General features: G+C 54.6%; 15 protein-coding genes. 6 read left to right on the top strand and 9 right to left on the bottom strand.

All coding sequences use genetic code 11. The features are described 5' to 3' along the window. Nucleotides 1-103 precede the first annotated feature (103 nt). The 3 genes from ACR3ZL_RS02855 to rpsD form a co-directional block, all read right to left on the bottom strand. Complete coding sequence (locus tag ACR3ZL_RS02855) at nt 104-1891, bottom strand: hypothetical protein (RefSeq protein WP_473649391.1); 1788 nt, start codon at nt 1889-1891, stop codon at nt 104-106. A gap of 316 nt (nt 1892-2207) precedes the next feature. Then, on the bottom strand, nt 2208-3638 hold the full coding sequence (gene lpdA, locus ACR3ZL_RS02850; RefSeq protein WP_473649392.1) for a dihydrolipoyl dehydrogenase: 1431 nt from the start codon (nt 3636-3638) through the stop codon (nt 2208-2210). Nucleotides 3639-3764: 126 nt separating this feature from the next. Next, complete coding sequence (gene rpsD / locus ACR3ZL_RS02845; RefSeq protein WP_473649393.1) at nt 3765-4373, bottom strand: 30S ribosomal protein S4; 609 nt, start codon at nt 4371-4373, stop codon at nt 3765-3767. A 616-nt stretch (nt 4374-4989) separates the two neighbouring features. On the opposite strand from rpsD, the gene ACR3ZL_RS02840 reads away from it, so the two are divergent. Then, on the top strand, nt 4990-5748 hold the full coding sequence (locus ACR3ZL_RS02840; RefSeq protein WP_473649394.1) for a sugar phosphate isomerase/epimerase family protein: 759 nt from the start codon (nt 4990-4992) through the stop codon (nt 5746-5748). 103 nt (nt 5749-5851) lie between these two features. Here the strand turns inward: ACR3ZL_RS02840 and pepF are convergent, their stop codons facing one another. The 5 genes from pepF to ACR3ZL_RS02815 all read right to left on the bottom strand — a co-directional run bounded on the left by pepF (nt 5852) and on the right by ACR3ZL_RS02815 (nt 13273). Then, on the bottom strand, nt 5852-7660 hold the full coding sequence (pepF, locus tag ACR3ZL_RS02835) for an oligoendopeptidase F (protein WP_473649395.1): 1809 nt from the start codon (nt 7658-7660) through the stop codon (nt 5852-5854). A gap of 71 nt (nt 7661-7731) precedes the next feature. Then, nucleotides 7732-8682, bottom strand: coding sequence for a cupin domain-containing protein (locus tag ACR3ZL_RS02830; protein WP_473649396.1), 951 nt, complete (start codon nt 8680-8682; stop codon nt 7732-7734). A 31-nt stretch (nt 8683-8713) separates the two neighbouring features. Further along, nucleotides 8714-9211, bottom strand: coding sequence for a pantetheine-phosphate adenylyltransferase (gene coaD / locus ACR3ZL_RS02825; RefSeq protein WP_473653424.1), 498 nt, complete (start codon nt 9209-9211; stop codon nt 8714-8716). A 102-nt stretch (nt 9212-9313) separates the two neighbouring features. Then, the gene (locus ACR3ZL_RS02820) at nt 9314-10519 is read right to left on the bottom strand and encodes an aminotransferase class V-fold PLP-dependent enzyme (protein WP_473649397.1); all 1206 of its coding nucleotides are present in this window, start codon (nt 10517-10519) and stop codon (nt 9314-9316) included. 135 nt (nt 10520-10654) lie between these two features. Then, complete coding sequence (locus ACR3ZL_RS02815) at nt 10655-13273, bottom strand: ComEC/Rec2 family competence protein (protein ID WP_473649398.1); 2619 nt, start codon at nt 13271-13273, stop codon at nt 10655-10657. Nucleotides 13274-13679: 406 nt separating this feature from the next. On the opposite strand from ACR3ZL_RS02815, the gene ACR3ZL_RS02810 reads away from it, so the two are divergent. Next, complete coding sequence (locus ACR3ZL_RS02810; RefSeq protein WP_473649399.1) at nt 13680-14102, top strand: hypothetical protein; 423 nt, start codon at nt 13680-13682, stop codon at nt 14100-14102. Nucleotides 14103-14125: 23 nt separating this feature from the next. On the opposite strand, the gene ACR3ZL_RS02805 is transcribed toward ACR3ZL_RS02810, so the two are convergent. Continuing rightward, the gene (locus ACR3ZL_RS02805) at nt 14126-16270 is read right to left on the bottom strand and encodes a Tex family protein (protein WP_473649400.1); all 2145 of its coding nucleotides are present in this window, start codon (nt 16268-16270) and stop codon (nt 14126-14128) included. 24 nt (nt 16271-16294) lie between these two features. Here ACR3ZL_RS02805 and ACR3ZL_RS02800 point away from each other — a divergent pair, with 24 nt between their 5' ends. The 4 genes from ACR3ZL_RS02800 to galK all read left to right on the top strand — a co-directional run bounded on the left by ACR3ZL_RS02800 (nt 16295) and on the right by galK (nt 22865). Further along, nucleotides 16295-17392, top strand: a complete 1098-nt coding sequence (locus ACR3ZL_RS02800; protein ID WP_473649401.1) for a phosphotransferase enzyme family protein — start codon at nt 16295-16297, stop codon at nt 17390-17392. Between the two features lie 88 nt (nt 17393-17480). Further along, complete coding sequence (locus tag ACR3ZL_RS02795) at nt 17481-20147, top strand: protein-disulfide reductase DsbD family protein (protein ID WP_473649402.1); 2667 nt, start codon at nt 17481-17483, stop codon at nt 20145-20147. Nucleotides 20148-20181: 34 nt separating this feature from the next. Next, nucleotides 20182-21354 (top strand): substrate-binding domain-containing protein, encoded by a 1173-nt coding sequence (locus ACR3ZL_RS02790; protein WP_473649403.1) that lies wholly within the window; start codon nt 20182-20184, stop codon nt 21352-21354. 296 nt (nt 21355-21650) lie between these two features. Next, nucleotides 21651-22865, top strand: a complete 1215-nt coding sequence (gene galK / locus ACR3ZL_RS02785; RefSeq protein WP_473649404.1) for a galactokinase — start codon at nt 21651-21653, stop codon at nt 22863-22865. The last annotated feature ends 29 nt before the right edge of the window (nt 22866-22894 follow it).

Here is a 22894-nt window from a genome sequence, read left to right as displayed (position 1 = left end):
ATCGGCTAACTTCGGTTTCTGTACAGCGCAATAAAAACGCCGGCCTCATTGAGACCGGCGTTCGAGAATTAGCTTAGAGAGAAGCCAGATGGCTTCAGGCTATCTAGCAGCCACAACCGCAACCACAGTCGCTCGATACTGCTTCGCCACATCCGCAGCCACTTTGGCTCGAACCGGCAGCAGCACCAGCAGTCGACGATCCACATCCGCTTTGGACGGGAACTTCAACCGTTTGAGGAACCATGATGGTCTTGGTGACTTGAACTTCTTTTTCAACCTGAACTGGCACGCAAACGGTGTAGTCTTCGGTCTTGGTTTCAGGAACTCGGTCCATGACGGTAACGGTGTAAGGAACTTCTTCTTGAACTTGTTCCATGACGGTTACGTTGTAGGTACGAGTCTTTTGCTCTGGAACCATAACCGTAACGTTACGCTCACGAGTTTCAGTCGTCATCGTGGTTTGTGGAACCATACGAGTACGAGTTTCAGCAACTTGGCTGCACACTTGCTTCGTACGAGTACGTGCTTCCGTTGTGTAGCTAGTACGCGATTCGGTGCGGGTACGTTGTTCGGTGCGAGTCTTGCAAACTTGGTACTCTTGCGTGCGTTGCTCTTGGCGGCAACGACGAACGGGAACCATACGAGTGCGAGTTTCGCGAGTGTACTTGGTCACAGGCACGCTCTTGGTGCGAACTTCAGTGCGGCACTTACGAACGTTGACCATGCGAGTACGAGTTTCGCTACGGCACTTAGTCACGTTAACCGTACGAGTACGGGTTTCGCAGCGGCTCTTGTTCACGGTGTATGTGTAAGGCTGCTCAACGCTTTGCGTGGTGTAAGCGGTGTATGCAACTTGCTCGCTCACCACGTTAGGAACCCAAACCTTCTTAGTTACAGTAGTCGTGCAACCACCGCCGCATGATCCACAGCTATCGCCACAACCACATGAGTTGCTGCAGCAACCACAGCTTCCACATCCGCCACAGCTCGAAGAGCCACAACCGCTAGCGGCTGGAACTTCTTCGGTGACGCACTGGTAGCTGCCCATGTCTTTGCTAACGGTGCGGTACTTTGTTACCGGTACGCGTTGGCAAACCGTTTTGGTTGCAGTCATGGTTTCGGTGTAAGGAACGTTAACGGTGTAGCTAACTTCCTTGGTTTCGGTGTAAGGAACCGAAACGCTGTAGGTTTGCGAAACTTGTTCGGTATAAGGAACACGAACGCGGTACGATCGTTCAACGTTAACCGTGTGAGGGACGCAAACGGTGTAGTTTTGCGCGACCATTTCGGTGTAAGGAACGTTGACGGTGTAAGTGCGAGTCGCGGTTTCCTTGTAGGGAACCGAAACGGTGTATGGCACTTCTACTTGAGTCGTAACAGGAACTTGAACGCTGTACTGTTCTTCAACAGTCGACGTCTTAGGAACCATGACAGTGTATTCCTGAGCGACTTGAGTCGTGACAGGAACTTGAACGGTGTACGATTCCGTTTTGGTCGAAGGAACCATGACGGTGTAGTTTTCAGTCTTGGTTTCTGTACGTGGAACCGACTTGGTTACCGTACGCGTACGAGTTTCAGTACGTGGAACGCACTTGGTAACGGTGTAAGAACGCTGACGCGTTTCTTGCTTCATTTCAGTCACAGTGACCATTTTGGTCTCGGTAACTTGTTGTGGAACCATGACGGTTTGAGTCGTCATCGCTGGGCCACAGCCAGCACCATCAGCAACAACGCTACCGGCAGCGCTAGCACCCGCGAGGGTGTCGGTGCATCCGCCGCATGGTGCGGCAACAGGAGCAGGAGCAGCGTCGCCACAGCATTGAGCTTGGACGGATTGGCCACAAGTTGCCGCGACAAGGGCAAACGTGGTCGATAAGAACATCTTCTTCACAGAAAGAACCTTAAAGAGAGGGTGAAAGGGCGGACGTTCATTTACGTCCACCAACCAGTTGGAAGGGTTAGCTAGTTAGAAGAAGCTACTTTGCTCCAACAATGGTTCCACGTTTGTCCACCCATTTGTGTGGTACTTTTAGAGGATCACGTACGCTCTGGCGGTTGTGCCGAATCTGCCGATTTACAGCGTTTTACGGAGTCGCCCCAAGTAGCGAAATGAGCACGTTTTGTCTCGCGTGGAGACACTAAAAAAGGCCGGCCTCAATGAGGTCGACCTTTTTATGAATTGAAACGAAGGGTGTCAGTAACTTCCGTTAGCTTTTCTTCTTTGGCTTATAGATTTCCGTTGCGGTACCAAAGTAGACCTCACCTGCGTTCATCAATGTTTCGCTCAACGTGGGGTGTGCGTGAACGGTTTCGGTGATGTCAGCCACTTCGCAACCCATCTCGATGGCCAGAGCCGCTTCAGCGATCAACTCGCCCGCACCACTACCAACGATGCCACAACCAAGTACTCGGTTCGTCTTGGGATCCACCAGCCATTTGGTCAAACCGTTGGTAATGTCCAGTGCTTGGGCACGACCGCTGGCCGCCCAGGGATACATGCTGACGGTGACTTCACGACCATCACGCTTCGCCTCTTCCTCAGTCAAACCGGCCCAAGCAATCTCGGGATCGGTGAACACGACCGCTGGGATAGCGATCTTGTCGAATTCCGCCGACTTGCCCGCGATGACTTCCGCGGCAACGCGGCCTTCGTGAGTTGCCTTGTGAGCGAGCATGGGATCGCCCGCCACGTCACCAATCGCAAAGATCTTTGGATCCGCGGTGCGTTGTTGTGCATCGCAAACCACAAACCCGCGATCGTTGACAACGACTTGAGTATTTTCCAAGCCGAGTCCGCGGGTCACCGGACGACGACCAACGCTGACCAACACGCGGTCAAACTGCTCATGTCCGAATTTGCCTGGGCCTTCAAAAGTCACTTCGATCTTTTCATCAACCGCGCCAATCGATCCGACCTTCGTGTTCAAGAAAACGCGACCTTCACACAGGGCGTCGATTTTCTTAGCGAGTGGTTTGACAAGGTCACGGTCCGCACCGGGAAGCAAGCCTTCGGCAAGTTCAACAACGCTCACTTTGGAACCCAAAGCAGCGTAAACCGACCCCATTTCCAAACCGATGTACCCACCACCGATTACCAACAGGGTTTCGGGAATATCTTTCAGGTTCAACGCCCCGGTGCTGTCCATCACTCGGTCGCTGCCGATGTCGAACGCAGGCGGCATCGCTGGAACACTGCCGGTCGCCAAAATGCAGTGGTCAAACGTGATCGACTTACCTTCGGGAATCGACTCGTGATCGCCTTCCAGTTTGATTTCGCCTGAACTGGCAAAGGTTCCACGGGCCTGGATCACCTTCACGCCCCGTCGCTTCGCAAGATTGCCAAGTCCGCCGGTTAGGTTCGAGATGACCTTGTCTTTACGAGCCCGAACGGTATCGATGTTGATCGAAGGTTCGCCAGCGTACTCGACGCCCCATTCCTTTTTCAGTTCGTCGACTTCGCCGATGACTTTGGCAACGTGCAACAAAGCCTTGCTGGGGATACAGCCTCGCAACAGGCAGGTCCCACCCAGACGAGGTTCGGCTTCGACGATCGCAACGTCCAAACCTTCGTCGGCGGCCAAGAAAGCAGCGGCATAGCCACCAGGACCACCACCGAGAACAACGACTGAAGCGTGCATGGTTAATTCGTAATTAGAAGTTGAGGCGATTTCAAAAGTGGCGGCAACTTGCCAAAAGTTGGGTCCACAAACGAAGACGGCCCGATTCTAAATGAACCGAGCCGTATGAGAATGCTTCGAAAGCGATTATCGGGACAAGAATTCCACAACGCTGTTAGCGTCGACGGGAAGACTGATATCGACAGCACTGGGCAGGCTCAAGACCGTTGCTCGCAGGCCTTCGCTGTCAAACGAAACCCAATCAAGTCCGTCTGGTGGGGAGTTAGCGATCACGCCACGGTAAAGGTTCTTCAGGTTTTCGCGACCACGAACTTCGACGATATCGCCAGTACGCAGCATGTAGCCTGGCTTGGTGACCTTCACGCCATTGACGCAGAAGTGACCGTGCACGATGCCTTGACGTGCTTGTGGGCGAGTCTTGGTGAAACCGACGCGGCGAACCACGTTGTCCAAACGACGCTCACACATCAAAAGCAGCAATTCACCGGTGTTACCGGACTTACGGCCAACCAAATCAAAGTAACGACGAAGTTGACGTTCGCCCAAACCGTAATAGTGCTTGATTTTTTGCTTTTCCATCAACGCCAAGCCGTAGTTACTTGGACGTCGTCCGCGGGTGTGCATCCCTGGCGGTGTGTTGCGGCGATCAAGAGCGCGGGCAGCACCCGATGTTTCGTAAAGTAAAGTTCCTAAACGCCGGTTAATACGGGCTTTAGGGCCAGTGTAACGTCCCATGGAGATCTTTCAAAAGTGACGGTGGGCGGTGGAATCCGGCACCGGAATCGACATTGATTCGGGTGCGTTTCTACCTAAAGTCAGAAAATTCGAGCGGGGATTGTGGACACTTTGGGCAAAATCCGCAAGGGGAAACGCCTGCATCCAGGCATATCCGTGTGTATCGGCCCTAAGCCTGCGTTCACCATGGCTCAATACAGCGTAAAAACGCGAACCACAGCAAAACGTCAATACAGACGTCGTTGGAGGCATAACACGAGCGGGACAGACCAATTTGCCCCCCGCTGAAGCGATGGCCCGCCGGAATTGCTTCTTTCCAGCAAGTCCGATCGCTTCGATTGACACGGCGAGAAGCAGATCGCATGACGCCTTCAAGATCGACTCGGCAGCGCGACTCAGGGACGATCTCAGTCCGACGGTCTTACTCCTTGATCTGCTAAACTTCTTCGGCACCAACATCCAACGATTGAGGACACACACAATGCACCGAAGAAGCTTCCTCGTCCTCACATCCGCTTTGGGATGTACGGCCAGTTCATCGGCTCTGGAACCTCTCCAAAGGATCAACCCAAGAATTAAAGGCGTCAGCTTGGCGGCATATTCACTGAAGAGTGAAATGACCTGGTTCAAGGGAAAGCGGACTCAGGGGAAGATGGGCATCCTCGATTTTCTCGAGTATTCAGCACGGGAACAGTTCGATGCAGTTGAATTGACCGCCTACTTTTTCCCGCCCGATGCCGACCGCAGTTTCATGAACCAGGTGAAGCGGCGAGCTCATATCCTAGGACTGGATATCTCCGGTGGAGCAATTGGTAATAACTTTCGCTTTGATCCCGGCAGTGACGAAGCCAAACATCAATTGCAGTACACGCAAACCTGGATCGATCACTACGCCGACCTAGGCGCCCCAGTCATTCGCGTCTTTGCTGGCGGCAAAGGTCCAGCAGGAGCGACCGAAAAACAGATTCATAAAAATCTGACTCACAACCTCCATGACGCCCTGGACTATGCCGAAAAACGAGGTGTGATCCTGGGCCTGGAAAACCATGATTCGATGATCAACATCGATCGGCTTCTAAGCTTCGCCAAGCCGGTCACTTCACCCTATTTCGGCATCACGCTGGATTCGGCAAACCTCGATACGACACCTGATCCGTATGCCGAATTGGCGAAGCTAGCGCCCTACACTGTCAACGCTCAGGTCAAAGTGAAGATACCGGTCAACTGTGTGAAGGAAGACACCGACTTGAAAAGAGTGGTGCAGATCCTCAAGGACGCCAATTACGCCGGATACATCGTTCTGGAGTACGAGGAAAAAGAAGATCCCTTCGAACAGATCCCAAAGATCCGGCAAACTTTAAGGTCATTGCTCTAATGCAGTCAAAGCCAATCCACTGAATCTCGACCCATTAAAGGTCGAGGCTGGTTTGTCGGATGAACTTCCTGACCTAGAGCAAGTTGCTCTCGAACAGGACGGTCTACAGCAAATCGTCGAGCTGTTTGGTCAGGTCCGCAAAATGGTCCAAAGTCGTTTTGACCGCTTCGGGCTGAGTCATATCGACGCCCGCGCCTCGCAGCAAATCGAGTGGATCTTGACTGCAACCGCCTTTCAAAAAGTTGAGGTAATCATCCAACTCAGCTTGGCCGCCGCTAAGCACACGGCGGCTCAACGCGACTGCGGCACTCAAACCCGTGGCGTACTTGTAAACGTAAAACGCACGATAGAAGTGGGGGATGCGGAAGCATTCCAATTCCAACGCTTCATCGACCGCGAAGTCGGGACCAAAGTACGCATCGAGTAACTCGCGGTAGACCGCCCGCATCGACGCGACCGTCAGTGGCTCTCCGGCTTCGGCCATCTCGTGGGTCTTCTTTTCGAACTCCGCGAACATGGTTTGCCGCACGACCGTGGCTCGCAAGCTATCGAGCTCGTTATTGATCAGATAAGCACGTTCGGTATCGTCTTGGGCCCGTTCTAGCAAATGCTGAGTCAACAATTGCTCATTGAACGTGCTGGCCACTTCGGCAACAAAGATCGTGTAGTTGTAGTACTGGAATGGCTGGTGCGACGCGGAATACCAACTGTGCATCGAGTGACCCGCTTCATGGGTCAGCGTGAAGACGTCGTTGAGCACTTCTTCTTTGAAATTCATCAGGATGAACGGGTCGCCGTCAAACGATCCGCAACTGAACGCGCCGCTTTGTTTTCCGCGGTTCGGGTAACGATCCGACCAGCGGCCACGCAGGCCTGTTTCGAGGGCTCCGACATACTCGCTACCCAGGGGCGATAGTGACTCCAAAATCACCTCAACGGCCTGATCCCAGGTGTGGTGCTTTCTGACATCCGAAAGAATTGGCACGTAGGTGTCGTAATGGTGAATGTCACTCAACCCCATCTTACGGCGGCGAACATCGAAATAATGATGCACTGCTGGCAAGGAATCGCGGACAGCCGAAATCAAATTGTCATAAACCGACGTAGGCACGTTGTCGTGGAATAACGATGATTCCAGACTGCTTTCGTAGTTGCGTGCACGAGCGTAATAGACGTCCCGGTGGATGCTTCCCGATAAGGTAGCGGCGAGCGTGTTTCGGTGATCGTCAAAAACTTCGTAGTACTGATCAAACGCAGCTTTGCGAACTTCTCGCTTCGGACTTTGCAAGAACTGGCTTAACGTCGCGTGGCCCAGTTCAATTGTTCGTCCCTCGTGATCGGTCAATTCGCCGAACTTCAAATCCGCGTCGTTGAGTTGCCGAAATGCATTGCCGGCCGCGCCCGCCATCTCGCCCTGCATCGCCAACAATCGTTCTTCACGATCGGTCAATGTGTGGGGACGGTAGCGAACGATCCGTTCCAACTGCAATTTGAAATCAGCCAGCTTGGGATCGGCGAGATACGCATCCATCGTTTCCGTTTCGATCGCCAGCAACTCAGGCCGCACAAAGCTGGCCGCTTGACCGGCCTTCACGGCCAGGTTCTGGAATCGCAATTTGCGAGCCTGGTGATCGCTGTCGCCTTGATCTTCGGCCGTTCGCAAGAACGCGTACGTCCCCAGACGCTCGGCAACGCGATCAAACTCCAGATCAAAGGTCAAGAATTCCAATAGAGTGTCGACCGACTCACCCAATCGACCTTGGAACAGTTCGAAACGATCGACTTGACCGGCGATCTTGTCAAAATCGGTTTGCCAATCCGCTTCGGATGCGTAGAGACTTGCGAGATCCCAGCAGTCCGCTTCGGGGACTTCGTTTCGCAGGGGCAATTTTGTCGCAGCAGCAGCGGTCATGATGACAATCCGTTGAAGGTGAAAAGGGCGTTCGAAGACGAGCGAATCGCAAACGTGTCGTTGCGATCGCCCTATTTTGACGTCGCGGTGGCTTCTGTCGAGGACTCAGCAACATGATTCGACATCTGGCTGGAATCGCGGTAGGAAGCCGGTGACTGGCCAATGCGGCGGGTAAATTGGCGATAAAACGTGGACAAATCTGAAAATCCAGCTTCAAACGCCACGGACAAAATCGGCAAATCAGTCTCTCGAAGTAATTTGGATGCGTGATCGATCGCGATTTGTCGGACATATCCCAACCAGGTGGTGCCGGTCACCTCGCGAAACAAACGGGTGAACGTGCGACGCGACAAACCACAGTTTTCCGCAGCGGCATCGATGGTGTCCGCGTCCAAAAAGTGCGTACGTAGCGTCGCGGCGTACTGTCGCACGATCTCGATGTCCGCAGAAACCAGGGTTTCCGGCGAATCACCGTTGGACGATCGCATCGATTGCTTCTTGGGTGGCTTATCGGCTTGTTCGGCGACTAGGTTTAGCAGTCGCCAAGCATCCGTCAGCATTTCGATCGATTGTCGTCCGGATGAACGTGCTGATCCTTGGTCCTGAGTCAAAACCATTCGTCGCAACACCGATGCGATCGGGAGCGAACACCTGGGAAGTTTCGAAAAATGCCGCGGAACCCAATGGTCCAACGTTGTGGGGTCGCACTGCAGCACTTGGTCGGCAATGCATGCGGCATACAGACTGACCGGTGAATCTCGGTTATCACGGATTCGATTGCGAGTCTGCGACGGCACGAAAATCACGTCACCCGCAACAAATTCGAACTCGTGCTTGCCAACATCAAACCTTCCTGATCCTTCCAAGATGTAAACCACCTTCACGAATGAATGGGTCCGCCACTGCATCGTGAATTCACTGGCATGATGACTTTCGAAAACCAAGACACCCCACGGCGGCAGGTCTTCGCGCAAGGCGCTACGAACGTCTTCAAAACGAGATTGACTATTGCGGTTGCTCATGTTGGATGTCGTCAATTCACTCGGCATCCGCTCACCGGCCCTTCAGCCTCTCTCGCAACGCGGGGATGATCGCTCGCGGTACAAACTTAGCAAGATGCTCGTCGTCGTCACTAATCGCAGCGATCTGTTTCAGCAACGAACTGCTGACGTGTGCAAAACGCTCGTCCGCCATCAGAAAAACCGTTTCGATCGCAGGATCCAGTTGATGGTTAGCCATCATCATCGTGAACTCACCCGCAATGTCCGTTAGCGGACGAATACCACGGACCATCACGCCGCTACCCAAGGACCGCACAAAATCAACCGCCAACGTGTCAAAGGTTTCAACGCGAACGTTGGGCAGATCCTTGGTCACCTCTAGAACTAAGTCGACTCGTTGCGACGAATCGAACATGGGCCGTTTGTCCGCGTTGATCCCGATTCCGATCACAAGCGTTTCAAACAACTGGGCCGCACGATGGATGATGTGCAAATGCCCCGAGGTGATCGGATCGAACGAACCGGTATAAACCGCGATCCGGTTGGACAGTCCGGAAGCAACTGTGGCAGGGGAGACTGCCGCACTGGGTTGAGCGGGTTTGGGATCAGCAGGTTTCTGATTTGCGGAATTCAAGAGGAGCAGCCTGGGTGGTCAAGCGGGAATCAATTCGGCCAGTCGCCGGAGATCGTCGTCACTATTGTAAACATGAACGCTCGCTCGGATGCCTCCACCTCGGCAACTAACGACAACATTCTTGTCCAAACCCCGCGACCGGAAATCGGTCGGTGACTCGCCGGGCACTTCAAAGGTGACAATTCCCGATCCATGAACGCCGGCGGGCTGATGGTCGAACAGCAACCGGGCACCGCGTTCGGCAAGCAATCCACGCAAGGTCGACGCACGCTCGACCACCCGTTCACCAATGGCCGCATCACCATGCTGCCGATTCACACTCTGGAAAAGTTCCATCGACGCAGCCAACGACATCAGACCACTCATGTTGGCGGAGCCACACTCGAAACGAGCGGCGTCGTTCCGCAGATCAAACGTCGCCCCTGAAAAGAGGTGAGCATTTTGGACGCTCGCCCAGCCCACGTTCTCGCACCGGATCAGATCCAGATGCCGCTTGCGAATCACCGCCACGCCGGCTCCTTCGGGCCCCAGCAACCATTTGTGTCCATCGGCCGACAAAAAGTCGACATCGCAAGTCCGCAAGTCCAGCGGATACATGCCCAACCCCTGAATAGCATCAACGAACACCAACACCCCGGCTTGGTGAGCCGCATCAACCAGCTCGTTCAAATCGATGCGGTATCCGCTCGCATAGCCAACCCAACTGACCGCGATCAGCTTAGTCGTCGCATCCACGTGAGCCATTAGATCTTCCACGACCACCTGACCATCGCGGCGGGGAACAATGCGAACTTCGACGCCCCGAGATTGCAAGTGCAACCAAGGGAACAGGTTGCTCGGGAACTCTCCTTCGGGAACAACGACGCTATCGCCTTCCTGCCATGGATAGCCGTTGGCGACAAAGTTAATGCCAGTCGTCGTGTTCGGAACCAGAGCGACTTCGTCGGCTTCGCAATGAATCATCTCCGCCGTCATGTCTCGCAACGCGTTCACACGCCGCGACCAGTCCATCCAATAAACATCCCCATGCAGGGACGCGATTTCGGTGAAGTGACGAAGACTCTCGGCCGCCGGCCCACTCAGCGGCCCCACCGCCGCGTGGTCGAAGTACGCCCATTGCTGGGCGACCGGCATTTGCTCGCGCCACCAAGCCCAAACATCAGCAAGGTCGGAGGGGCAACTTGGCGTGGTAGTCGATGCGGTATTGGCAGGCTCGTTTTTCATGCCCGAGATCGTATCACAGGGTGAGCCCGATGACAGGGACCACCTCAATCACCCTAATCAAAACAAGCACTGACAAAACAAGCCGCTGACAAAACAAGCCGCTGGTCAAAACGGGCCGCGGGCAAAACGCCCTTACTACCAAGGATCTGTTTTCCACTCGCGAATCTCAACCTGTCCATCGCTCGCGATACGAACCCGGATACAGCCCACCCGCGAGGTCACGTGCACGCCGCCGCCCACCGTCGATAGCATCTCAGCCACCGCTGGAGCCGCGGCTCGCTTACCGCCGCTAACGACGGTTTCAGTCGGCCTGGCCCATTGCAAGACCGCATCGGCATCCATGTGCAAGCTACCGTGGTGCGGTGCCATCATCACGCCCCCAGGGTCTGGGCGTGGAAGCGACGTCAGTTCTCCTGTGCCAGGTGGCTCCAGATCACCCGGCAACAATAAGGACCGCCCGGCATGGTTGATTAGCATGACTAACGAATTCGCGTTGTCGCTTCCCACGATCGGCACGCGAGGCGGATGTAAAACCCGGGTGTCCTTCCAAATGCCAGATCGCAAATCAGTGGGCAAAGGATTGTCGCGATCAACTTCCGCAATGGGAACGTCCAAACGCTGGATCGCTTGCCGAGCCATTTCGAGAGAACGCCCACCACCATCAAGCATGTTCGGCGGCGTGACCAATTTCCCGATAGAAAAACGGGTCGCCAATCCTGGCAAAGCGTTGAAGTGGTCCGCGTCAGCGTGCGACAAAATTACGCCATCGATTCGGGTGATCCCCATCGACCACAGCACCTCATCGATTTTGTGGCTGCGATGCTTGAAGTTGCCCAGCCAGCCGCAATCGTAAAGCCAGACCTCATCACGATTGGACCGTAAGACGGTTGCCGTTCCATGACCCACATCAATGAACGTTGCCTCCAGAGTATCGCGTGGCAAACTGGCTGGCGTCGTGGATACCCACCACGCGGACACAACCCACACCAGTGACCAAATCCCAATCGGCCAACGCCGGTGACCTCTCGGACGCACCGCGATCAAAATCACCAACACAACGTAGTAGGTCACCACCCAAAACAATGGCGGTGACGGCAACCAAAAATGGCCGCCAGGAATGGACCGGGCGAATTCGATTACGCCTCGCATTAATGACAACATTACCGAGCAAACATAACCGGGAATCGCCCCCAGCGGCCCCCAGCACCAACCCGCCAAAACGGTCGCCACACCGGCGGATAAAGCGACGACCATCATGGGCGACAAGATCACGTTCACTAAAACGCTAATCGGCGAAACTACGTGAAACGCATGCCACACCAACGGCAGCGTCGTCATCGTCACACAACCGCTGTACCAAAGCGCGGTGCGGATGCCCGATGCAAGCCGCTGCCAAACACGGTGAGCCCGGCCCGAACTCTTTTGAGCCAACGCGTCAAAGTTCTCTTCCAACTCGATCGCGTGGTTGGTTGCATTACGCTGTCGGCGGTTTGCGGGACCACACGACAGCAAAGTCGCAACCGCCAGAAACGACAACTGCATGCCCACCGCAAAAACCTCCATCGGCATCGCCCAAGCCAACAGCAGCAAAGCAAGCGAAAGGGAATTCAGTGGCTGGTGAGGTCGAGCCAAAGCCATCGAAAGCATGATCGTCGACAACAAGATCGCCGCTCGCAAAACGGGCGGGCGACCACCGGTGATCGCGACGTAAAACACCGTCACCACCCCCAAGAAAATCAGCTGGGCTCCCATCGGCAATCGAATCCACCCCGCAATTAACCGAGCGACCACAAACAGAATCCCCAAGTGCAGCCCACTGACGGACAACAAGTGAGCAGTGCCCGTTGCGACCAAAGATTCCGAGGTCGTGTGCTCCAGTAGATCCCGCTGTCCCAGGATTAACGCCAACGCGATACCGTGTTGCTCGGGCGAGATGTACTGCAGGATTCCTGCTCGTGCGGACGCCGCCAGGTCAGCGATCTTACGATGCAACCAGAGCTGGGGTGTCTTCCAAGATGGCGAATCCAGTCGCTCTAACTCCGTTCCACGTTCCACCTTGACGGTCGCGTGCAACCCGTTGCGAACCATCCAACTGGTCATATCTCGTTGACCGGGATTGGAAGTACTCTCCATCGTCGAGATTTTACCGAACACACGGATGCGATCGCCTGGTCGAAGGTAGGAGGCGTCGCCACTGGCCCGCACACGCACTCGACCGGTCATCGGAACGTCCTGACTGCCACGCCGGACCGTATCAACGGCAAGCGTCAAGATCGTCTCGTAGCTCGCCTCGCCAGCAGACATCCTCCCGCTTCTCGCGGGCAGCGAATCAATTGGATCACGGCGGAGCTGCACCGCTTGATCCACAAAGCCCACCAAGACGGTCGGCTCTTCAACCTCGCTGAACACACTGGCCAGGCTGTTACGGTCGTAGTCGTTTCGACAACTTTGATGTCGCATCGCCATCAAACACATCAGTGCGATGCCCACAAAAAGCACTTTGCCGTTGGGCCCCAGATTCACCTTAGCGGCACCCTCATCGCGAAAACCACGAATAGGTCGTTTCGCGGCTCGCCGTGGAATCCGGTCTGCAGCCACCCAACACAGCAGTGACAATCCGCATCCGCCCAGCCATAGCGCAATTGGCGGCGACAACCAATGGTCGATCGCGATGCCAAGTAGCGCCGCTGCCGCCAGAAGGGTAAGCGGCTGAGTTTGCGGCAGCTGCTTCGCACCCGGGAAGTAGCGAGCCACGGAAAAGGAAGGCGTCTGGGAAGAAATCTGGGAGGAACGCGCCGATCTGTCGCTCGCGGCGTTTCTGAATTGCGAATCAGAAGGTCGGTTGTCGTCCGTCGTGCCCCCAGACATCACTCCGTTTGCCCTCTCGAATCCACATTTTGAGGCAACAACTGTTGCAACCGTTACAGTCGGTACGGTTTCACTCAGGAAGTCCGTGCGATCTAGATAAAGTCTACCGGCTGTCCGACCTGCATGCTTGCCCCGTGCTACATATTAACGGCTCAAGAATGCAACTCTTCCTAATCCGGTTAACCGCCAAGGTGACCTCAAGCGGGAAAGTCACACGTCTTCGAGGGCCATCGAATGGAGTCTTTCCTTACCAATCCAGATCGCAAATACGCCCTTCGCACGAGGACATAAGATGCCTGCTACTACCGCTCAAAAGAAAAGCCAAGTTAAGACCAGCGTTTCAGATCGCGACGAAAAGATCGTAAGCATTGACCGTCGTCGCAACGAACGCCGCAATGAAGAAGCAGCGGCCAAGGCACCGGGAACCAACCCACCGCGTCGCAAGGCACAACGCCGCCGACATATCGATCCAACCACTTGCGAACGCGACTACAGCGAAAACGAAGTTGAATTCATGCGAGCCATGGACGACTACAAGCAAAGCTCCGGCCGTATGTTCCCTACCTGCAGCGAAGTCCTCGAAGTCATCCGCTCGCTAGGTTACGTCCAACTCACCGACGAACAGTGCGACACTCTCGGCTTAGTCGCTGATGAAGACCATGACGGCGAAGAAGCCCTCTGCGATGAAGAAGCCGACGAACTTCTCGAAGTTTAATCCTGCGGGATTTACGCCAACGATCAGAATTTCCGTGTCACGGAAATTCGTTTTCGGGGCACGTCAATCTCCAACACCTTCACCTTAACGACATCGCCAACAGACACGACTTCGTTGGGATCTTGGACAAAGGTGTCGGCCAGTTGCGAGATGTGAATCAGGCCGTCTTGATGAACGCCCAAGTCAACAAAAGCACCGAAGTGGGTGACGTTGGTGATCACGCCTTCGAGTACCAAACCGGGCTTAAGGTCTTCGATGCAGTTGACGGAATCGTCAAAGTGCACAACCTTGAATTCACTGCGTGGATCACGCCCCGGTTTCCCAAGTTCAGCGATGATGTCGCGAATCGTAGGGATCCCAAATCGGTCATCCACAAAACGCTCGGGCTGCAATTTCGAACTCAGTCCGGAATTGCCGACAAGGGATTTCACGTCCGCTTGCAATTCGCTGGCCATGCGAGCGACAACGGTATAGCTTTCGGGGTGCACGGCGGAGTTATCCAGCGGTTCCTTGCCGTCGCGAATTCGTAAGAAGCCAGCGGCTTGTTCAAAAGCCTTCTTGCCCAATTTCGGAACCTTGGTGAGTTCTTTCCGACTTTGGAAACGCCCGTTTTCATCGCGGTAGGTCACGATATTCTCGGCTAACTTGGGCCCAATCCCCGCCACTCGCGCCAACAACGGCGTGCTGGCCATGTTCAAATCCACGCCAACATGGTTAACGCATGACTCAACGGTTCGGTCGAGTCGTTTGCGTAATGCGGTTTGATTCACATCGTGCTGATATTGACCAACGCCGATCGACTTGGGATCTGTCTTCACCAATTCAGCCAAGGGATCTTGCAGACGACGGGCGATACTGATCGCCCCGCGAACGGTGATGTCCAAGTCTGGAAACTCCTTGCCCGCCAATTCGCTCGCTGAATAAATCGAGGCTCCCGATTCGCTAACCATTACTTTGGTGACATCCAGTTTATGGTCACGAATCACGTCCGCAACGAAAGCGTCTGTTTCGCGTGAGGCGGTTCCGTTGCCTATCGCGATCAATTCAACCTGATACTTTTGAATCAACGCGAGCAAGGTTTTGCCGGCGTTGGTCGTGTCGCTTTTCGGCGGCGTTGGATAGATCGTGGTATTGGCCAAGAACTTCCCCGTCCCATCAACCACGGCGACTTTGCATCCGGTTCGAAAGCCAGGGTCAATGCCGATTGTCACTCGCGGGCCAGCGGGAGCGGCCATCAACAATTCGTGCAGGTTCTTGCCGAAGACCTCGATCGCTTCTTCGTCGGCACGTTCCTTCAGCATTTGCAGCACCGTGGACTGGGTGGCAGGTTGCAACAAACGATTAAAACAATCTTCCGCTGCCGCACTCAGTTCGCGATGAAATTCAAACGATGGGTTCTGGATGAACGTTGACTTGAGATGCGAAATCGCACGGTCGTCTTCCATTTGCAGTGCCACCTTCAGCACCCCTTCGGATTCTCCTCGCATCATTGCCAACAAACGGTGACCTGGAATCCGGCCGGCTGATTCTTGCCGGTCGATGTATTGCTCGAACTTATCGGCTTGCTCTTTCTTGCCGCGTTTGACGTTGGACGTGATCTGCCCGAACCGCATACCCTTTTCAACCATCCACTGCCGAACGGGGACGTCTTCGCTCCATTGTTCAGCGATAATGTCCAGTGCGCCCTGCAGCGCCGCGTCGGCATCGGGCACCTCCTTGTCTGGATCAACAAAGCCACTGAGTGTGTCTTGCTTGGACCGCCCCAGCGGCGACTGTTTCAGCAACATGTCTGCGAGCGGTTGCAGTCCTCGTTCACGGGCAATCGTAGCCCGCGATCGCCGTTTTGGTTTAAAGGGCAAGTAGATGGCTTCAAGCGTTCGAATGTCGGAACAAGATTCGATTTTCCGACGCAGGTCGTCTGTCAGCAAGCCTTGCGACTCGATTGACTTAAGCACAGTCGTTTTGCGTGCGGCCAGTGCGTTGATTTTCTCCAAAGCGTCTTCAATCGCCCGCAACACGATTTCGTCGAGTCCGCCAGTGGCCTCCTTGCGATATCGGGCGATGAACGGGATCGTATTACCAGCCTCCAGCAGTTCGATGACGGCGGCGACCCCGGCGACGGGAACGTTCAACTCACCGGCGATTTCGTTGGCAATGTTTTTCGACATAGGAATCCTCGATCTCGAAACGATATGTTTTCCGCCGACTCAATAGACTCGATCCCGCTGGATGCGATCCTTGCGAACTGGTCGATCGGAAATTTGCCGGGGCGTTCGATACGCCCGATTGGACAGGGACTTAGTGGGGGTAGGGTGTTTTGTGTGCAGCATGGCAGCGACCGCTGGGCACTGAAAGCATGGCCCGCGGCGACTCGTCGTGAACGGTTGGTAACTATTCACGCACTCATTCGAGAAGCTGCGAGAGCTTTCCCTTCTTTAGCACTTCCGATGATCGGTCGCGATGGGCAATCGATCTTAGGCTGCTCAGGTCATTTTTGGGAACTGGCCGGTTGGATCGACGGAGTGCCCCTAACCGAAGATGCAAATACAGACCAGATTTCCACAGCCGGTCAGGTCATCGGTCAAGCTCACGAGGCATTATCGCAGGCCGCCGACACGATCCGAATTCGCCCGGTCAAAAAGGGAAATCCGACTGTTCCGGTTTGTGTTTCCCGCCGAATCAAGAGGCTGGGTCAGCTATCAATTTCGCTTGCCTCGCTGTTTCAAAGTCGGCCAACCCTAGACGACATTGCTCGTCATTTAACATCGCATCAGTCGTTTCACGAAGATGATTGTCGTTTGCTAGCACAGGCATTGTGGACGGCGATTGAAACCCTCGATCGCAGTTGGTCGCAGCAAATTCTACTGCTACTAACGAGACTGAATCAGCACGCCCAGGATGCACAAAACCTACCGTCCACATGGGTTTTACGGGACGTTCATCGGGAACACATCTTGGTAGATCCGGACTCACGGCAGGTCCAAGGAATCATCGATTTCGACGCCGTGGGCTTAGACAACGTCGCCGTGGACATCGCCCGCCTCGCAGGAAGCTTCCTGCCGGACGGACTCGATCCACTCGAAACCGTGGCGGCGGGATATCGCCGGGTTCGCCCATTGTCGAGTGTAGAGTTTAACCTCGCAGTCACCCTCACTGAGGCCAATGCGGCGGGCGGCCTAGCAAACTGGGCGAGCTGGTTAATGTGTGAAAACAGAGTCTTCGACGCGGATCCTTCCACGATTCGACAGCGTATCACTCATTTAATCGCGTCATTTTGCCGAATCTGTTAAGATTCTCGACCGCTTTTCCTAAACTGACTCCCTTTTCGTATTTCCGATGTACGGGAATCGATTCGACTCATTTTGCGAACTGATTTGGATGAACGCTCCCTTGTTTCTAAAACGATCTCCTGTGCGAAACATCCTTCCGTTGATGCTGCTTTTAGTAAGTTCGCTAGCATTGGTGCTCGGCGTCGGCAATCCCGCTGTTGCACAAGGTCCTCAGCTCAATCCTTATCAAGGTTCAGCCAACGGACTGGGGTCCAATCCAGAAGACCTGTTCCCAAACTTGTCACTGGGTCGTTATGGCGAATCCGCCGATGTGATGTCGTTCGGCGAACCCGCGACTTGGACGGCCAGCTACAAGACAGCCGATGCCGAATCAGGCACGTTGGTGATCGAGGTTCGGACGAAACTTGAAAGCCCGTGGCACATCTATTCGTTGACCCAGCCCAAGGGCGGTCCATCCCCAACCAAACTCAAATTGGTTTCGCCGGATTCGGTGGAGTTGTTGGGCCCGTGGAAGGCGGATCGCGAACCCACCAAAAGCATCTCGAAAGAGTTCGGTGGGATCACAATCGAAGAGTTCGGTGAAGAGGTCGTTTTCACTGCACCGGCTTGGATGAAGAAGCCCGGTGCCAAGATTGAATCGATCGGTGAGATGGAAATCAGCGTCGATGCGTTAGCGTGCGTGTCGGGCGGGTCTTGCATGCCAATCGAAGAAACGCTGACCGCTAGCTACGGCGGTCAACTGAGTCCGGCTGAAGCGATGGCCGTACGTAATTCAATCAGCGAACGCGTTGATTCATCGGTCGCCGGCACCGAACCAGCCGCCAGCAAGATTGGATCCACCGATCAACAAGCCGACAGCCGACAGGCCGAAGTCGATGCATGGGTCAGCGAGTTACCCGCGTTTCGTGACGAAGATTATTCAGTGCAGTGGAAAGCATGGCTGAGTGACCCCGCCGTGCAGCCAGGTCAACAAACGAAGTTGAACTTCATGGCGATTCCGGATGCGACCTACCATGTCTATCCAGCGGTCACTGATGACGCGGCCAAATCAACGAACTTCGCGATCGCGAACAAGGCAGGACTCCGCGTCGCCGAACCGGAAACCGATGCCGATGTGGTGAAAGAAGAACCTTTCCCGGGATTGGTTAACATTTATCACAAAGGGAACGTCACTTGGTCGTTGCCAATCGAGGTTCCTGCGGACGCAACTGCCGGCACCAAAACGATCCGCGGTTCTATCGCATACCAAGCTTGCACCGACCAAAGCTGTTTGATGCCGATGGGACTTGCTTTCGAGGTGCCCATCACGGTTGCCGCCAGCGGCACCTCTGATCAGGCAAAACCCGTCGCGATCACATTGACGTCCACCAAAGCAAAGGCCGTCATGGAACTGGCCAAAAGCACGGACTGGGTCGATACCATTGCGGCACCTTCGGCTGTTGATCAATACGCTCAAGCGGGATCGGAAGAGGATCCTCAAGCTCTCGGGCTTGCCAATGTGGACTCCAAAGAAGCGGTATCATTCCCCATTACATTGGGCTTGGCTTTCCTTGGCGGCATCATTCTGAACTTCATGCCATGCGTGTTGCCCGTCGTTGGTTTGAAAGTGATGAGCTTCGTTCAACAAGCCGGCGAAAACCGTGGTCGTGTATTGGCCCTGAACGTGGTCTACGCGTTAGGGATCCTGGCCGTCTTCGCCTTGCTAGCGGGGCTCGCGGTAGGACTGTCGTTCTCTTGGGGCGAACAGTTCACGTATGTCGAGTTCCGACTTGGGCTGACCATTTTAATGTTTGCCTTGGCACTGAGCTACTTGGGCGTTTGGGAAATCCCCGCTCCATCCTTTGCGTCTGGAAAGGCTTCCCAAGAATTGGGTGCAAAGGAAGGTTACACGGGAGCGTTCTTCAAGGGTGTCTTCACAACCCTGATGGCAACACCCTGTAGCGGCCCAATGCTAGGTTACATCTTGGGTGCCACGATCAATTTGTCCGCCGTACAGACGATCGCCGTGATGATGACGGTCGGTGTTGGTATGGCGCTGCCGTATCTAATCATTGGTTTCCGTCCGGGTCTTGTAAGCTGGCTTCCCAAGCCCGGCCCATGGATGGAAACGCTGAAAGAGTTCTTGTCGTTCCTGTTCCTAGGGACGGTTGCATTCTTCTTCTACGGATTCAGCGACGAAACGAAGGTTGCTGTCTTCGTAACGCTGATTGGTGTTTGGTTTGGTTGCTGGGTGATCGGGAAAGTCCCAAGCTGGCAATCCATCCAACGACGTCTGGCGGCATGGACCGTCGGTGTTGGAGCGGCAACTGCAATCGGATTGTGGGCGTTTACCGCACTGGTTCCTGGAGAAGAAATCATTGAGTGGCAACCTTACAGCGAGGCTCGTTTGGCCGAACTGCAAAGCGAGGGCAAGACGGTGATCTTGGACTTCACCGCTGATTGGTGTGTGAACTGCAAAGTCAACGAGAAGTTTGCCTTGAACACCGAACCCACCGCCGACTTGCTCGACGAACTTGACGCGGTTGCAATGGTGGCGGATTGGTCGGATCGTGAAAACGACGAGATCAAGAACAAGCTCAAAGAGCTGCAAAGTCGCTCGATTCCCGTACTGGCAATCTATCCTGGTTCCCAGCCTAAAAACCCAATCATCTTACGTGACTTGGTTTCTCAACAATCCGTCTTGGACGCGTTGCGTGAAGCCGGCCCGAGCCAATCCAAGTCCGCGCGGCTGGCGACGGCTCCTCAGTATCGCTGATCGATCGTCTCAACATGCTGCGGTTGGCTCTCTGATGAAACAACATTATTCCGTTGCTTTGCTTGTCGAAACGTCGTCCAGCTATGGCCGACAAATTCTGCGAGGCATCCAGCGGTTTATTCATCAGAACGAATCTCAACACTGGATCGCGGTCATTGAAGAACGCGATCTCAATGCGGGAATCCCCAACTGGATTCAAGACTGGGCGGGGGACGGCATCATCAGCCGGCACGCCTCCGACGAGATCCGAAAAGAGATCATGGAACTGGATATCGCGTTCGTCGATTTAGGCGACCGACAAGAATCCAATCTGTTTGCCAAAGTGATCTCCGACGATGCCGCTATCGGGCGGATTGCTGGTGAACATCTTCGTGAACGCGGACTATCCCATTTTGCATTTTGCGGCTTTGAAAACGAAGCTTGGTCCGACCGTCGAGGCATGGGATACCAAGAATACCTTCGCTCGCACGGCTTCGATGAAGTCCACACGCATGTAGTTCAGTGGTGTGATCAGGATGCCAAGGGGCGTGACGTCAGTGAGGTGTCACTGACCGAGTGGTTGCAACAGCTACCCAAGCCCATCGGCATCTTAGCGTGCAACGACGTGTGCGGAAAACATCTTATCGATTGTTGCTATAAAGCCGGCATTAGCGTTCCAGAATCGGTTGCTGTGACGGGGGTGGACAACGACGAACTGCTTTGCGATTTCTGTCAATCTCCGCTTTCCAGCGTCGTCCCCAACGCAGAAGCAATTGGTTTCCACAGTGCTGAATTGCTTGCCAAAATGCTCGCCGACCAAAGCCTGCGTTCGTCGACCGAAACAGTCATGATATCACCGCTTGGTGTTGTTACCCGCCGTTCCAGCGACATGGTGGCCGTCGACGATGAAGACTTGGCTAACGCACTTCGTTTCATTCGCAGTCACGCCAACCAAGGCATGTCGGTCGCGGAAGTTGTCGAACATTGCGGCGTGTCTCGCAGCACGATCGAACGCAAGATGCGCAGCTTCATCGGCCGCACTCCCCAGCAAGAAATTTTGCGGGTTCGCCTGCGGCATGCCTGCACGCTACTGGCCAGCAGTGATCTGGCGATTGACGTGATCGCCTCCAAATGTGGCTACGCACATCCCGAGTACCTGCACGTCGTCTTTAAGCGTGAAATGGGCGTGACGCCAGGTGAATATCGATACGCGGCTCGCAACACTTAGCGGCTTCAAGCCCAAGCAGCGTCACGTTCAAGCAGCAAAAATCCCAAGCGACCCAGCCAAAATCTTCTCATATGGAGCATTTTGGTCCGCAGTAAGTTCCAAACGAGGGCACAGGACTCCGGAAATCGGCCTGACGCAAAAACACAGAAAGTCTAACGCTGCTTCTCATTGCCTGGAGGTTTACTGGTGCGACAATCGGGGGGAGTTCATATGCGACATCCAGTTTTGGAGTCGCCATTTTTCCCTCTAGCCTTAATGAGAATTCCGTTCTCAATGAGGCACTCAAAGGTTTGTTCATGTTTTTGGCTGAAGACGAAAGTGTCGGTTCTAAACTCTTCTCTGCACTCCAACAGAGAGTCATCGCGGAACTGACGACTCGATTCGCTGGGATGTTATGCGGGATCGCGGCGGCCCCAGGGCGTGTGAATTTGATCGGTGAACACATCGATTACAACGATGGATTCGTATTGCCGATGGCAATCGAACGATACGTCGTGATGGCCGCAAACGGCTGCGAAGATTCCTCACGCCCGTTTGCGCGGATCTACAGCTTGGACCTCGACGAGACCATCGAAGTCCCATTAAACGCGGGTGCTCAACCAAGTCTGGATGGCTGGGGACGTTACATCGAAGGTGTGTTCTCGGGGTTTGTTGAGCGCGGCACAACGATACCTCCTTTCGATGCGGTGATCGGTTCTAACGTCCCACATGGCGGTGGGCTATCCAGTAGCGCGGCATTGGAAGTCGCTACCGCAACGTTACTTTCGGAAATTACCGGCGACTCGCTAACCAAGCTTGATAAGGCGTTGCTTTGCCAACGCGCCGAACATGTCTTTGCGGGCGTGCCATGCGGTATCATGGACCAATACAGCAGCGTGTTTGGTGAAGCCAATCAATTGATGTTGATCGATTGCCAATCCCAAGATTGCGAACTGGTTCCGTTTGATTCCAGCGGCGTATCGGTACTGGTCACCAATAGCAACGTCAAGCATGAACTGACCGGTGGCGAATACGCTGAACGCCGAGCGCAATGTGATAGCGCACTTTCCAAAATTGGCATCGCGTCCTGGCGAGACGTCAGCTTGGAAGACGTTACCGCCAAGCAGTCCGATCTAACCGATGACGAGTTCCGCCGTGCCCGACACGTAGTGACTGAAATCGAGCGCACGGTCAAAGCCGCCGAAGGCTTTCGAAACGGTAGCTGGGAAGAGGTCGGAACGCTGATGAACGCCAGTCACGATTCTCTTCGCGATGACTTTGAAGTCAGTTGCCGGGAACTAGACGTTCTAGTCGAGATCGCCACTGAACTGGGGCGAGAGCATGGCGTGATTGGCTCACGAATGACCGGTGGCGGTTTCGGTGGCAGCACCGTGACCTTGGTCCAAGAAGATAAGATCGATGAGGTCACCAAGGCTCTGCAGGCAAAATACGAAGCAGCCACGGGATTGCAGTGCGATTGCTTTGCCAGTCATCCCGCCTTGGGTGCTCACGTGATTCAATTGGATCAGTAAATCACCTATTGACCGCAGGCCAACCGGCA

This window comes from Rhodopirellula sp. J20-39 (genome assembly GCF_057365095.1).
This window is presented reverse-complemented; position numbering and strand designations above follow the sequence as displayed.

What these genes read in the sequence shown, in the direction of transcription:
- pepF (WP_473649395.1), bottom strand. Translation starts at nt 7,660, where the DNA reads ATGACCGCTGCTGCTGCGACAAAATTGCCCCTGCGAAACGAAGTCCCC.
- ACR3ZL_RS02820 (WP_473649397.1), bottom strand. Translation starts at nt 10,519, where the DNA reads ATGAAAAACGAGCCTGCCAATACCGCATCGACTACCACGCCAAGTTGC.
- galK (WP_473649404.1), top strand. Translation starts at nt 21,651, where the DNA reads ATGTTTTTGGCTGAAGACGAAAGTGTCGGTTCTAAACTCTTCTCTGCA.
- ACR3ZL_RS02805 (WP_473649400.1), bottom strand. Translation starts at nt 16,270, where the DNA reads ATGTCGAAAAACATTGCCAACGAAATCGCCGGTGAGTTGAACGTTCCC.
- ACR3ZL_RS02840 (WP_473649394.1), top strand. Translation starts at nt 4,990, where the DNA reads ATGACCTGGTTCAAGGGAAAGCGGACTCAGGGGAAGATGGGCATCCTC.
- ACR3ZL_RS02810 (WP_473649399.1), top strand. Translation starts at nt 13,680, where the DNA reads ATGCCTGCTACTACCGCTCAAAAGAAAAGCCAAGTTAAGACCAGCGTT.
- ACR3ZL_RS02790 (WP_473649403.1), top strand. Translation starts at nt 20,182, where the DNA reads ATGAAACAACATTATTCCGTTGCTTTGCTTGTCGAAACGTCGTCCAGC.
- lpdA (WP_473649392.1), bottom strand. Translation starts at nt 3,638, where the DNA reads ATGCACGCTTCAGTCGTTGTTCTCGGTGGTGGTCCTGGTGGCTATGCC.
- ACR3ZL_RS02795 (WP_473649402.1), top strand. Translation starts at nt 17,481, where the DNA reads ATGAACGCTCCCTTGTTTCTAAAACGATCTCCTGTGCGAAACATCCTT.
- rpsD (WP_473649393.1), bottom strand. Translation starts at nt 4,373, where the DNA reads ATGGGACGTTACACTGGCCCTAAAGCCCGTATTAACCGGCGTTTAGGA.
- ACR3ZL_RS02800 (WP_473649401.1), top strand. Translation starts at nt 16,295, where the DNA reads ATGTTTTCCGCCGACTCAATAGACTCGATCCCGCTGGATGCGATCCTT.
- ACR3ZL_RS02830 (WP_473649396.1), bottom strand. Translation starts at nt 8,682, where the DNA reads ATGAGCAACCGCAATAGTCAATCTCGTTTTGAAGACGTTCGTAGCGCC.